12 protein-coding genes and 1 pseudogene are annotated in these 11,939 nt (G+C 60.6%); 5 read left to right on the plus strand and 8 right to left on the minus strand.

Features of this window, described 5'->3' with window-relative positions; all coding sequences use genetic code 11:
- Window positions 1-909 (minus strand): LysR family transcriptional regulator, encoded by a 909-nt coding sequence (locus tag ACRESD_RS20400; protein ID WP_431752552.1) that lies wholly within the window; start codon window positions 907-909, stop codon window positions 1-3.
- A gap of 77 nt (window positions 910-986) precedes the next feature.
- Here ACRESD_RS20400 and ACRESD_RS20405 point away from each other — a divergent pair, with 77 nt between their 5' ends.
- A complete protein-coding gene (locus ACRESD_RS20405; RefSeq protein WP_431752553.1) occupies window positions 987-1,475 on the plus strand; it encodes a DMT family transporter in 489 nt (162 codons plus the stop codon).
- On the opposite strand, the gene ACRESD_RS20410 is transcribed toward ACRESD_RS20405, so the two are convergent.
- The 6 genes from ACRESD_RS20410 to yiaY form a co-directional block, all read right to left on the minus strand.
- Entirely contained in the window at window positions 1,476-2,807 is a 1,332-nt protein-coding gene (locus tag ACRESD_RS20410; protein ID WP_431752554.1) for an MFS transporter, read from the minus strand.
- 59 nt (window positions 2,808-2,866) lie between these two features.
- Window positions 2,867-3,808, minus strand: coding sequence for a hydroxymethylglutaryl-CoA lyase (locus tag ACRESD_RS20415; protein WP_431752555.1), 942 nt, complete (start codon window positions 3,806-3,808; stop codon window positions 2,867-2,869).
- The gene (locus ACRESD_RS20420) at window positions 3,805-4,998 is read right to left on the minus strand and encodes a CaiB/BaiF CoA transferase family protein (RefSeq protein WP_431752556.1); all 1,194 of its coding nucleotides are present in this window, start codon (window positions 4,996-4,998) and stop codon (window positions 3,805-3,807) included. Before ACRESD_RS20420 ends, ACRESD_RS20415 begins: the two co-directional genes overlap by 4 nt.
- A 111-nt stretch (window positions 4,999-5,109) precedes the next feature.
- Window positions 5,110-6,024, minus strand: a complete 915-nt coding sequence (locus tag ACRESD_RS20425; protein ID WP_431752557.1) for a LysR family transcriptional regulator — start codon at window positions 6,022-6,024, stop codon at window positions 5,110-5,112.
- The gene (locus tag ACRESD_RS20430; RefSeq protein ID WP_431752558.1) at window positions 6,024-6,698 is read right to left on the minus strand and encodes an NAD(P)H-binding protein; all 675 of its coding nucleotides are present in this window, start codon (window positions 6,696-6,698) and stop codon (window positions 6,024-6,026) included. Before ACRESD_RS20430 ends, ACRESD_RS20425 begins: the two co-directional genes overlap by 1 nt.
- A gap of 92 nt (window positions 6,699-6,790) precedes the next feature.
- On the minus strand, window positions 6,791-7,939 hold the full coding sequence (yiaY, locus tag ACRESD_RS20435) for an L-threonine dehydrogenase (RefSeq protein WP_431752559.1): 1,149 nt from the start codon (window positions 7,937-7,939) through the stop codon (window positions 6,791-6,793).
- A 123-nt stretch (window positions 7,940-8,062) separates the two neighbouring features.
- Here yiaY and ACRESD_RS20440 point away from each other — a divergent pair, with 123 nt between their 5' ends.
- Entirely contained in the window at window positions 8,063-9,079 is a 1,017-nt protein-coding gene (locus ACRESD_RS20440) for a DUF4917 family protein (RefSeq protein ID WP_431752560.1), read from the plus strand.
- Window positions 9,080-9,220: 141 nt separating this feature from the next.
- On the opposite strand, the gene ACRESD_RS20445 is transcribed toward ACRESD_RS20440, so the two are convergent.
- Complete coding sequence (locus tag ACRESD_RS20445; protein ID WP_431752561.1) at window positions 9,221-9,748, minus strand: helix-turn-helix domain-containing protein; 528 nt, start codon at window positions 9,746-9,748, stop codon at window positions 9,221-9,223.
- A 105-nt stretch (window positions 9,749-9,853) separates the two neighbouring features.
- Here ACRESD_RS20445 and ACRESD_RS20450 point away from each other — a divergent pair, with 105 nt between their 5' ends.
- The 3 genes and pseudogenes from ACRESD_RS20450 to ACRESD_RS20460 all read left to right on the plus strand — a co-directional run.
- Window positions 9,854-10,636: an aldolase gene (locus tag ACRESD_RS20450; protein WP_431752562.1), complete on the plus strand. Its 783-nt coding sequence runs from the start codon at window positions 9,854-9,856 to the stop codon at window positions 10,634-10,636.
- 28 nt (window positions 10,637-10,664) lie between these two features.
- Window positions 10,665-11,537: a dihydrodipicolinate synthase family protein gene (locus tag ACRESD_RS20455; RefSeq protein ID WP_431752563.1), complete on the plus strand. Its 873-nt coding sequence runs from the start codon at window positions 10,665-10,667 to the stop codon at window positions 11,535-11,537.
- A 213-nt stretch (window positions 11,538-11,750) separates the two neighbouring features.
- A pseudogene (locus ACRESD_RS20460) lies at window positions 11,751-11,939 on the plus strand (RNA polymerase sigma factor); the annotation flags it as partial.

Raw genomic sequence — 11,939 nt, forward strand, 5'->3', positions numbered from 1 at the left:
TTAAGCGGGCAGCACGCCCTGCACCTGCCCAATCAGCCACTGCAATCCCGAATCCCCACCCCGTCGCGCATGCCATGCCAGCTCAAAAGCAAACGAGGGAATATGGAACGGCGGCGGTACGGTCAGCAAATGCTGATGATCGATGTTCAGCACGCCTCGGGACGAGACCGTCAGAATCAAATCCGTGCCCTGGATCAACTGCGGTGCCACACCCCAATGCGGCAGGCTGATCGCCACATGCCGGCGCTGGCGAATCGCCGTCAGTGCCCGTTCGATTTCCGGCGTGCCGCTGCCGCGCATTTCCAGTAGCACATGGGGACGCGACAGATAGGTTGGCAGGTCCAACTCGCCACCTTCCGACAAGCTGTGACGATCCACCAGGCAGGTGTAATGCTCCTCGAACAAAGGCGTGGTGCGCAGTTCAGCAGGCATATCGGGAAATACGCCGGCAGCCAGGTCGATGTCACCGTTGAGCACACCATCCACCATGCCTTCGCGACTGGCCTGGATGATTTGCAGGTCGATGCCAGGGGCGCCATGGCGTAGGACACGCACTAATTGCGGCAGGAAAATCGCCGCGCTGTAGTCCGACATTGCAACGCGAAACCGGCGCTTGGCGGATGCAGGGTCAAACCGATTCGGCGCCAGCAGCGCCTGCACCTGGGCCAACACTTCGGCCAACGGCGTCGCGAGCTCCAAGGCTCGAGCGGTCGGCACCAGGATGCCGCCCTGGCGCACCAGCAACGGGTCACTCAGCACATCGCGCAAGCGCGCCAGCGCATGGCTGACCGCCGGTTGACTCAGGTGCAGACGCTCAGCCGCACGGGTGACGTGTTGCTCGCTGAGCAAGGCGTCGAGGACCACCAGCAAATTGAGGTCAATGCGCCTCAGTTCATTCATCAACTGCATGCTCTACATAAGAACTTGGAATTTAAATTTGCGCGACGAATAGCCTAGAGTCCAGCAAAACCTCTGGGAGAATGAAGATGTCGACGTTGCATTGGGTAGGATTATTGGCACTGGCGGTAATCGCTGGCGCCGTGGTGCCGTTTCAGAGTGCGATCAACGCCAACCTGGGGCGCGGGCTCGGGCACCCGCTGTGGGCCACCCTCGCGTCGCTGCTGGTAAGCATCATCGTATTGCTGCCGGTGATCTTGGCGCTGCGCCTGCCGCTGCCGAGCCTGGCATTTGTCAGCAAGGCGCCGCTGTGGGTGTGGGCCGGTGGGGCGTTTGGTGTGTGTTTTATCTCACTGGCCTTGATGCTGCTGCCCAAGTTGGGCGCCTCGGGGTTTATCGCGCTGGCCATGGCCGGGCAGATTCTCGCCTCGCTGCTGCTCGATCACTTCGGCCTGTTCGGCCTGGTGGAGCGCCCACTGACAACGCCCCGCGTGCTGGGAGCACTGTTGTTGATTGGCGGGGTGGCGTTGATTCAGTTCAGCGCCACACCGGCCCGTGCACTGGCAGCCGCGAGCTGATCAGCTTTTGTCCAGCGTACGCAGCTTTTGCGGCAAGCCCCATAACAGCAGCGCCGCGGCCAACAGCGCGCACACACCGATCACATACAGCGCCGGCGTGGTGCTGCCGGTGAGGTCTTTGATCCGCCCAACCATCACCGGGCTGACAATCCCGCCGAACTGGCCGAGGGTGTTGATCACCGCAATGCCACCGGCCGCACCGGCACCGGCTCCGGCCAGCAACTTGGGCGGCAGAGTCCAAAAGGTCGGGATCGAGGCAATGATGCCCGCGCCCAACATGCCCAGGGCGACGATCAGGAAGGTGGTGTGATCGGCGAAGATCCCGGCGCTGAAAAAACCAACCGCGCCCAGCACAACCAAACCACAAACGAACTTGCGGCGCTCGCCAGTGGCGTCCGACAGTCGCCCGATCACCACCATACTGATCGCACCGCATACATAGGGAATCGCCGTGAGCAGGCCGATCATCACCGGGCTCTGGGTGCCGGCACTGCGGATCAACTGCGGTGCCCAGAAGTTGAGACCGTAGGAAGCTACCTGGATCAAGAAGTAAATGAAGCCAAGCATCAAGAACCCTGGAATACGGATCGCCGACAGCAATGACCCGCCATGCTGATTCGGCTCATGCTTGGCAATGCGACTGGTCAGCAGCGTCTTCTCCGACGAGGTGAGCCAATGGGCGTCTTCAATACGGTCCTTGAGCATCGTCAGCACCATGAAGCCCAGACCGATGCAGGGCAAGCCGCCGAGCAAAAACAGCCAGTGCCAGCCACGCATTTGCAGGACGCCATCAAGGTGCTCCAACACCAGGCCAGAGAACGGCGCGCCGACCAACCCGGCGAAGGCCGACGCCAGGAACAGCATCGACGTGATACGGCCACGGAAATGCTGCGGGAACCACAACGTCAGGTAATACAGCACGCCAGGTGCGAACCCTGCTTCCATCGCGCCGATCAAAAATCGCAGCACATAGAACTGCCACTCGGCAGTGACGAACACCATCGCCGCCGTCGCCAAACCCCATGACATCATGATCCGCGCAATCCAGCGACGGGCACCGACCTTGTACAGCATCATGTTGCTCGGCACTTCGAAGATCACATACCCCACCACAAACAACCCGGCGCCCAGGCCATAGGCGGTGTCGCTCAGGCTCAGGTCGGCTTGCAACTGGAATTTGGCGAAGCTGATATTGATACGGTCAAAAAACGCGAACAGGTAACACACCATGATCAGCGGCATCAGGCGCCAGGCGACCTTGCTGACCAGTTTCTTTTCGGCATCGATTTCAGCGGCCAGGCGCGCGCCGGCCTCCAGCGTTTGGGTGCTCATGGTTTATCTCCAGCGGACAGCTCACAGGCGTCCGATTGTTTTTGTTGTCTGGTGCGGCGTTACAGCGTGGCGATGTAAGCCGGTGGTGGGTGCAGGTCGCAATTACGCCCGGCCTTGGCCACCTGGCCGGGTAATTCATGGCCGAGTAGCGACGGCAGGTGGCGTGACATGTCCAACAGGTGTGGCAGGTCGATGCCGGTACGAATGCCGACCTCTTCACACAGATTGACCAGGTCTTCGGTACAGATATTGCCCGACGCTCCAGGAGCAAACGGGCAGCCGCCGAGACCACCCAGGGCGGCATCAAAACGCCGGGCACCGGCCTCGTAGGCCGCCAGCACATTGCACAAACCCAGGCCACGGGTGTTGTGGAAATGCAGCGTCAGGTCGCTGGCGGGTACTTGCTTCAAGACACGTTTGACCAGACGTTCTACTTGGCGCGGGTTGGCCATGCCCGTGGTGTCGGCGAGGCTGATGCCCTGGATGCCGAGTGCTTGATAAGCGTCGACCATTTCCAGTACGCGGTCTTCATCGATCTTGCCTTCGAATGGGCAGCCAAAAGTGGTGGCGATGCTGCCGTTGAGGCGTATCGGGTGGTCGGCAGCGAAACTCACAATATCGCCAAACGCGGCCAACGACGCCTCACACCGCATGCGCATGTTTGCCAGGTTGTGGGTCTGGCTGGCGGACATCACCAGGTTCAATTCGTCAGCACGGGACTCGATGGCGCGCTGGGCGCCCTTGAGATTGGGGATCAGCGCGACATAGATAACCCCGGCTCTGCGTGCAATGCCTTGGAACACCTGCTCACCATCGCGCAACGCAGGAATGGCTTTGGGCGACACGAATGAACCGGCTTCGATCCGTGAAAAGCCGGCCTGGGAAAGCTGGTCGATCAGTGCGATTTTGTCGGCCGTTTCCACCCAGGTCGGCTCGATTTGCAGGCCATCGCGCGGGGACACTTCCTGCACGATCAGTCGATCTGAATAGTCAGTGATCATTGCACCACTCCCGAAGTTTTCAGACGTTGGATATCGGCAATCGTCAGGCCCAGGTTGCCGAGGATGTCGTCTGTATGTTGGCCCAGGGTCGGACCTTGCCAGTTCACCGCGCCGGGCGTTTCGGAAAGCTTGGGCACGATGCCGGGCATCTTCACCGACACACCGCCGGGCAACTCGGCATTGAGCAACATGTCGCGCGCCTGGTAATGCGGGTCGCTGACGATGTCGGCCACCGAGTAGATGCGCCCGGCCGGCACTTCGGCAGCTTCCAGGGCACTGAGCACCTGCTCGATCGGCAGACTGCTGGTCCAGTGGGTGATCGCGGCATCCAGCAAGCCGCTTTTCGCCGCGCGGCCATCGTTGTGGGCAAACTCCGGCGCGTCAGCCAGATCAACGCGGCCAATGGTGGTCATCAGCCGCTTGTAGATCGGGTCGCTGTTGCCGGCAATCACCACATAGGCACCGTCAGCCGTGAGGTAAGTGTTGGACGGCGCGATGCCGGGCAAGGCGCCACCGCTGCGCTCACGCACATGGCCAAGCATGTCGTATTCGGGCACCAGGCTTTCCATCAGGTTGAACACACTTTCGGCCAGGGACACATCGACGATCTGGCCATCACCCTGTCCGGTTTTGACCCGCAACAGCGACATCAGCGCGCCGATCACACCGTGCAACGATGCCAGGGAATCCCCCAGGCTCACGCCGACCCGCGCCGGTGGCGAGTCCGGGTTGCCGGTGGTGTAGCGGATGCCGCCCATGGCTTCGCCGATGGCGCCGAAACCCGGACGGTCGCGATACGGGCCGGTCTGGCCATAGCCGGAGATGCGCACCAGAGTCAGCTTGGGGTTGAGGGCGTGCAATACGTCCCAGCCCAGGCCGAGTTTTTCCAGGCCGCCGGGGCGCAGGTTTTCGATGAGCACGTCGGCGTCGCCGAGCAGTTGTTTGATCAAGCTCAAGCCTTCTGCGGACTTGAGGTCCAACGCCAACGACTTCTTATTGCGCGATTGCAGGTACCACCACAGCGAGGTGCCTTCATGCAGCTTTCGCCATTTGCGAAGCGGGTCGCCCTGCCCCATGGCTTCGATCTTGATCACCTCGGCACCAAACTCGGCCATCAACCGCGCGGCAAACGGCGCGGCAATCAAGGTGCCGATCTCGATCACCTTGATACCGCTCAGGGGAGCCGTCATGGGGTGTACCTCTTGTTCTTGGAATGTGCGGCCAAGGCTAGAGGACAGGCTTAGGGAAAATCCAACCGTCAGTTGGCAAGGAGCGTTCGCAAAACGCGAACGCAACGGGAATTATCTGTAGGAACTGCCCCACAGATACTCGAACAACAAGCGACTCACCGGCGACAACTGCGCTTCATCCCGCACCACCAGAATCAAGCTGCGATCCGACCAGGCATCGGTCAATGGCACCGCATGCAAACCCAGTGCGCGCCCGAACAATTCGTACGCCTTCAGCGGCAGGATGCCGATGCCCATGTTCGCCTGGACCATCCGGCACATCGCATCAAACCCCGGCACATGAATCCGCAGGCGCAGCATCTTGCCCGCCTCCCTTGCAGCGGCGTGGGTGCGCATATTGATCGAGCTGGCGGAATGCAGGCCAACATAATCGCTGCCCAGGGTTTCGGCGAAGTCCAGGGTTTCACGGGCTGCCAGCGGATGATCCGCCGGCATCAGCACCACCAGCTTGTCGAGACGATAGGTCACGCTGGGCAGGCCCTTCGTGTCGGTATCGCTGGAGCAAATACCCAGGTCCGCCACACCATCCAGCACGCCCTGCACCACGCCGTTGCTGGGGCGTTCTTCAAGGTCGGTTTTGACTTCTGGATGCAACTCGGAAAAATCCCGCAGATCTTCAGGAAGGAACTGAATGATCGCCGACAGGTTGGCCAGCATCCGCACATAACCCCGCACACCGTGGCTGTGCTCTCCCAGTTCCAAGCCCATTTTTTCCACGTTGAACAACATCTGCCGCGCATGGTGCAGCAACGTCTCACCCGCAGCCGTCAGGTCCATGCCCTTGGCCCGACGCACGAACAGGCTCACGCCCAGCACCTTCTCCAACTCCATCAAGCGCTTGCTGGCCGCCGACACAGCAATGGCTTCCCGGGCGGCGGCGCGGGTCAACGTCCCCTCTTCAAACACCGCGACGAACAGTTGCAGGGTGATCAAGTCCAGGCGACGAACCAGGCTCTTGTGCAACATCAGTGACGCTCAGTGGCCAGGCGGTTGATGTCGGCCTGCTCCACCACGGCATGTGGCGCGCCATGACGCACCGCTGCGAGCATCGCCTGGCCGACCGTTTCGGTACTCACCACCCAGCTGGGTTTGACCCGGCGAAAGAACGACAGCAGAGGGCCAAGCACGGTGTAGAAAGATTGATACAGCGGCGTTTTCGAGCGCACGCCATGCAATGGCTGGATCACCCCCGGCCGGAACAGGTACACCGCCTTGAACGGCAAACGTAGCAAGGCATTTTCAGTCTTCCCCTTGACCCGCGCCCACATCGACTTGCCTGCTTCGGAGCTGTCCGTACCGGCACCGGAGACATAGATAAACGTCATCTGCGGGTTGAGCCGCGCCAGCGTGCTCGCGGCGACCAGCGTCAGGTCATACGTGAGATGGGTGTACTTGGTTTCATTCATCCCTGCCGACGAAACGCCCAGACAGAAGAAACACGCATCAAAGCCTTGCAACAGGTTTTCCAGCGGTTGGAAATCCAACATGTCGCTGTGCAACACCTGGTGCAGCTTGTCGTGCTCCTGGGTCAACGGCGTACGACCCACGGCGACAACTTCCTGAACGTCAGGCGCCAGCAGACACTCGCGCAGCACGCCTTGACCAACCATGCCGGTGGCGCCGAATAGCAGAACTCTCATAAGGGGACCTCAGCGGCACGCCGCAAGCTTCATGCTCAAGTTGAATGCAATTCAGCTTGTAGCTTACCGCTTGCAGCGCACAACCGCCCCATTCAGAACGCGCTACGGAAAATCTCCTCAATCTGACGCTGATCGGCCCGTCGTGGGTTGGTCAGCCCGCAGGCGTCTTTCAATGCATTGGCGGCCAGCAGCGGAATGTCCTGCAACTTGGCACCCAACTCGCGCAGGCCTGCCGGGATTTCCACGTCCTGGGCCAGGGTGCGGATGGCCGCGATTGCTGCCTGGGCGCCCTCTTCCGGCGAGTTGCCTTTGATATCGGCGCCCAAGGCGCGTGCCACGTCGCTCAAGCGCTTGGCACTGACACTCGCATTGAAGCTCTGCACATGGGGCAACAACACCGCATTGCACACGCCGTGAGGCAGGTCATACAAGCCGCCCAACTGGTGCGCCATGGCATGCACGAATCCCAGGGATGCGTTGTTGAAGGCCATGCCGGCGAGGAACTGGGCATAGGCCATGTTTTCCCGTGCGACCTTGTCGCTGCCGTCACGGACGGCCAGGCGCAGGTTGGCGCTGATCAACTCGATGGCCTTGATCGCACAGGCATCGGTGATCGGGTTGGCGGCGGTGGATACGTAAGCTTCGATGGCGTGAGTCAAGGCGTCCATGCCGGTGGCGGCGGTGAGCCCCTTGGGCATGCCAACCATCAGCGCCGGGTCGTTGACCGACAGCAGCGGCGTGACATTGCGGTCGACGATGGCCATTTTCACGTGGCGGGTTTCGTCGGTGATGATGCAGAAGCGGGTCATCTCGCTGGCGGTACCGGCGGTGGTGTTGATGGCCACCAGCGGCAGTTGCGGCTTGCTCGATTGGTCGACGCCTTCGTAATCACCGATATGCCCGCCATTGGTGGCGCACAGGGCGATGCCCTTGGCGCAGTCATGGGGCGAACCGCCGCCCAAGGACACCACGAAATCGCAGGCATTGGCCTCCAGCAGCGCCAGGCCTTTTTCGACGTTTTCCACATTGGGGTTGGGCTTGGCGCCGTCGTAGATCACCGAGTCGATGTCCTGCATCGCCAGTTTCTCGGCGATCATGCTCGCGACGCCCGCCTTGGCCAGGCCAGCGTCGGTGACGATCAGCGCCTTGCGAAAGCCGTAGTTGCGGATGGCAGTCATGGCTTCGTCGAGACAGTCGGTGCCCATGATGTTGACGGCGGGAATGAAGAAAGTACTGCTCATGGCGAATCCTCAGAGGCGTTATGCCTACAGAATCAACCTCAGTGGCCTGCGGCATCTTGATCAGGATCAACGCCGGCTCGTGATAAAGTCACGCACCCGCCGATTTTGAGTAGACCCGCCGCAATGAAGGATTTCCAGGATATTGACGCCCACCTCGAAGATTGGAGCGCGTTGCGCAGCGCCATCGACTTCAGCGCGATTCTGATCGGCAACGGCGCCAGCCGCACGATCTGGGAAGACTTCGCCTACGACTCGCTGTTCGAAAACGCCCGTACGGTCGAAGAAAAACCCTTGAGCCAATCCGAACTCAGCGTGTTCGATGCTCTGCAAACCCGCAGTTTCGAGCAGGCCCTGGGCGCGCTGAAAACCACCAGCCGGGTCAACAAGGCCCTGGCCGTCAGCTCGGCGGCGCCGCGCAACCGCTATTACGCGATCAAGGAAGCGCTGATCAATACCATCCACGCCGTGCACATCCCGTGGCGCCTGGTGCAGCCATCGACGCTGGCGACGATCAACACAGAGCTGGCCAGCTACCCCACCGTATTCACCAGCAACTACGACCTGCTCAACTACTGGGCGATCCTGCACACGCCGGGCATCGATGATCTGTTTCGCAGTGCCGACGCCAGCTTCGACCTGCGCAACACCCACACCACCGCCACGCGCATCCTCTATCTGCACGGTGGCCTGCACCTGGTGCGCAACCTCGATGGCACGGCGCGCAAGCTGGCCTCCACCGACAGCACCTTGCTCAGCAGTTTCGCGATCAACAACACGATCAAGACCCTCGACGACGTGCCGCTGTTCGTCAACGAAGGCAAGATAGAAGAGAAGCTCAAGACCATCCGCAGTTCAGACTATCTGTCGTTCTGCTATGAGCAGTTGCTCAGCCATGAAGGGGCGCTGTGCATCTTCGGGCATGAGCTGGGGCCGCAGGATAAACACCTGGTGGATGCGATTCGCCAGGCGAAGCTCACGACGCTGGCGATCTCGGTATCGGGACGCAGTGACGGGTTTATCCGCCAGCAGAAGCGCCGGTATTCGGAGTTGTTTGAAGGGTCTGGAGTCGCGCTGAAATTCTTCGCAGCCCGCACACATCCATTGGGCAACCCTGCACTGTCTGTCCCAGTCGAACGCTGATCTTCCGAACAAAGGAGATCAACTGTGGGAGCTGGCTTGCCTGCGATAGTGGTGGGTCAGCTTGCACGGTTGCCACTGATACATTGCCATCGCAGGCAAGCCAGCTCCCACATTGGATTGCATTTCAAGTCACCGTCCTGGTCAATCCTCGGAGCTGTGAACGACGACCAACAACTGCGCCTGCACATCGCCCACCGAGCGCAACCGGTGGGGCTTCTGTGCATTGAAGTGCAGCGCATCGCCCCGTTCCAGAATCACCCGTTCGTTCATGAAGTCCACTTCCACCTGACCTTCATGCACGAACAGAAACTCTTCCCCCAGGTGCTCCTTGAAGGTCTTGTCGGTGAACTCCCTCGGCGGGTAGATGATGAACGGCAGCAAGCTGCGCTCGCTGACCTGATGGGCCAGCACCGCATAGCCCGGCGAAGTGTCCGGCCGCTCGTGGCTGCGCACCAGGCTGTAGCTGTCGAGGCTCACGTTGTCTTCGCTGAACAACTCTTCGACCTTCACGTTCAACGCCTTGGCCAGTTTCAGCGCGGCGGCGATGGACGGTGTGTTCAGCCCACGCTCGACCTTGGACAGGTAACTCTTGGTCATCCCGGATTTTTCAGCCAGGGCCTCAAGGGTTACGCCAAGTTTTTTTCTCAATAATTTCAAACGGATAGACATGTGCTGCGGTTAATCCATGCAGAAAGCGATGAGCTATGCTTGCCAATGACACAAAGTGTCATATAGCATCGTTAGTGTCATTTGCAGCCACCGAGGGCACCCGATATGGCCAAGACATTAGCACTCCCCAAAGACCAACTGGTCAAGCAAGCACTGATCCAGATGCAAAACACCCTGGCGGATAATACGTGGACCGACCGGCAAAAGCTGGCGCTCACTTGCCGCATCCTGTTCGAGCACGGTCACGACTCCGGACTGGCCGGGCAGATCACCGCACGCGGCCCCACGCCCGGCACCTATTACACTCAACAACTGGGCCTGGGCTTTGATGAGATCACGGCCAGCAATTTGCTGCTGGTCAACGAAGACCTTGAAGTGTTGGAAGGTCATGGCATCCCCAATCCGGCCAACCGTTTTCACACGTGGGTGTACCGTGGACGGCCGGATGTGAACTGCATCATCCACACCCACCCGACGCACATCGCCGCACTGTCGATGCTGGAGGTGCCGTTGCAGGTGTCCCATATGGACCTGTGCCCGCTGTACGAAGACTGCGCGTTTCTGGAAGCCTGGCCGGGCGTGCCGGTGGGTAATGAAGAAGGGGAAATCATCACCTCGGCGCTGGGCGACAAACGCGCGATTCTGCTCTCGCACCACGGCCAACTCTCCACCGGGGCGAGCATCGAGGAAGCCTGCGTGATCGCGCAGTTGATCGAGCGGGCGGCCAAGTTGCAGTTGCTGGCGATGTCGGCCGGCACGATCAAACCGATCCTGCCGGAGCTCGGCCGTGAGGCCCATGACTGGATCTCCAAGCCCAAGCGCCATGGCGCCGCCTTCAACTACTACGCCCGGCAGAACCTGCGTCAACACGCCGATTGCCTGAACTGATTGCCTTTTTTCGAGCGGAGACTTTCCCATGTCCACCCCAACTATCCACGGCATCATCGGCTACACCATCACCCCGTTCAGCGCCGACGGCCAACGCATTGACCTCGACGCTCTGGGCCGCTCCATCGACCGTTTGATCGACAGCGGCGTGCACGCCATCGCCCCCTTGGGCAGCACCGGCGAAGGCGCCTACTTGAGCGATGCCGAGTGGGACGAAGTCAGCGCCTACAGCCTGGCAAAAATTGCCAGGCGTGTGCCGACCATCGTCAGCGTGTCCGACCTGACCACCGCCAAAGCCGTACGCCGCGCCCGTTACGCCGAGGCCAATGGCGCCGATGTGGTGATGGTGCTGCCGGCCTCGTATTGGAAACTCAGCGAGGCGGAGATCCTCGCCCACTACGCCGCGATCGGCGACAGCGTCGGCGTGCCGATCATGCTCTATAACAACCCGGCCACCAGCGGCACGGACATGTCGGTGGACTTGATCCTGCGTATCGTCAAGCAGGTGGCCAACGTGACCATGGTCAAGGAAAGCACCGGCGATATTCAGCGCATGCACCAGTTACGCCGCCACAGCGACGTACCGTTCTACAACGGCTGCAACCCGCTGGCCCTGGAAGCCTTCGCCGCAGGAGCCAAGGGTTGGTGCACGGCGGCGCCCAACTTGATCCCACAGCTGAACCTGGATTTGTATAACGCGGTATTGGCCAATGACCTGACCCTGGCGCGGGAGCTGTTCTATCGCCAGTTGCCGCTGCTGGAATTCATCCTCAAAGGTGGGTTGCCGGCGACGATCAAGGCCGGGTTGCGTTTGACCGGGTTGGAAGTGGGTGATCCGCGGCTGCCGGTGTTCCCATTAAGTGACGCCGGCATCGAACAGCTGAAAACACTCCTGCGCTAATGCCGTAGTCCCTGTGGGAGCTGGCTTGCCTGCGATAGCAACACCTCGGTCTTTCAGTTGAACCGAGGCGATGCCATCGCGGGCAAGCCCGGCTCCCACAGGCGTTAGCTCCCACATTTTGGTCGAGTAGATTTCTTAAATAGAGACAAATGACAATAGTTCTCGATATCATTCGCGACTTTTCCAAGTCGTGCTTCGTCAAGAAGGGTATCCATGTCTCGTCCCAAGCCCGACCCGTTGTCGGCCGATGTCTTTCGCGGGTTTTATGCAGATATCCTGCATTTCCTGCGCAAACGTACGGACAACGCCAGCGACGCCGCGGACATGACCCAGGATGTCTTCACCCAATGGCTGGACTACCGCGACCGCGCCAAGGTCGAGCAGCCACGGGCGTTTCTGTTC

The organism is Pseudomonas sp. (genome assembly GCF_050739995.1).
Classification (GTDB): domain Bacteria; phylum Pseudomonadota; class Gammaproteobacteria; order Pseudomonadales; family Pseudomonadaceae; genus Aquipseudomonas.

What these genes read in the sequence shown, in the direction of transcription:
- ACRESD_RS20400 (WP_431752552.1), bottom strand. Translation starts at nt 909, where the DNA reads ATGCAGTTGATGAATGAACTGAGGCGCATTGACCTCAATTTGCTGGTG.
- ACRESD_RS20405 (WP_431752553.1), top strand. Translation starts at nt 987, where the DNA reads ATGTCGACGTTGCATTGGGTAGGATTATTGGCACTGGCGGTAATCGCT.
- ACRESD_RS20410 (WP_431752554.1), bottom strand. Translation starts at nt 2,807, where the DNA reads ATGAGCACCCAAACGCTGGAGGCCGGCGCGCGCCTGGCCGCTGAAATC.
- ACRESD_RS20415 (WP_431752555.1), bottom strand. Translation starts at nt 3,808, where the DNA reads ATGATCACTGACTATTCAGATCGACTGATCGTGCAGGAAGTGTCCCCG.
- ACRESD_RS20420 (WP_431752556.1), bottom strand. Translation starts at nt 4,998, where the DNA reads ATGACGGCTCCCCTGAGCGGTATCAAGGTGATCGAGATCGGCACCTTG.
- ACRESD_RS20425 (WP_431752557.1), bottom strand. Translation starts at nt 6,024, where the DNA reads ATGTTGCACAAGAGCCTGGTTCGTCGCCTGGACTTGATCACCCTGCAA.
- ACRESD_RS20430 (WP_431752558.1), bottom strand. Translation starts at nt 6,698, where the DNA reads ATGAGAGTTCTGCTATTCGGCGCCACCGGCATGGTTGGTCAAGGCGTG.
- yiaY (WP_431752559.1), bottom strand. Translation starts at nt 7,939, where the DNA reads ATGAGCAGTACTTTCTTCATTCCCGCCGTCAACATCATGGGCACCGAC.
- ACRESD_RS20440 (WP_431752560.1), top strand. Translation starts at nt 8,063, where the DNA reads ATGAAGGATTTCCAGGATATTGACGCCCACCTCGAAGATTGGAGCGCG.
- ACRESD_RS20445 (WP_431752561.1), bottom strand. Translation starts at nt 9,748, where the DNA reads ATGTCTATCCGTTTGAAATTATTGAGAAAAAAACTTGGCGTAACCCTT.
- ACRESD_RS20450 (WP_431752562.1), top strand. Translation starts at nt 9,854, where the DNA reads ATGGCCAAGACATTAGCACTCCCCAAAGACCAACTGGTCAAGCAAGCA.
- ACRESD_RS20455 (WP_431752563.1), top strand. Translation starts at nt 10,665, where the DNA reads ATGTCCACCCCAACTATCCACGGCATCATCGGCTACACCATCACCCCG.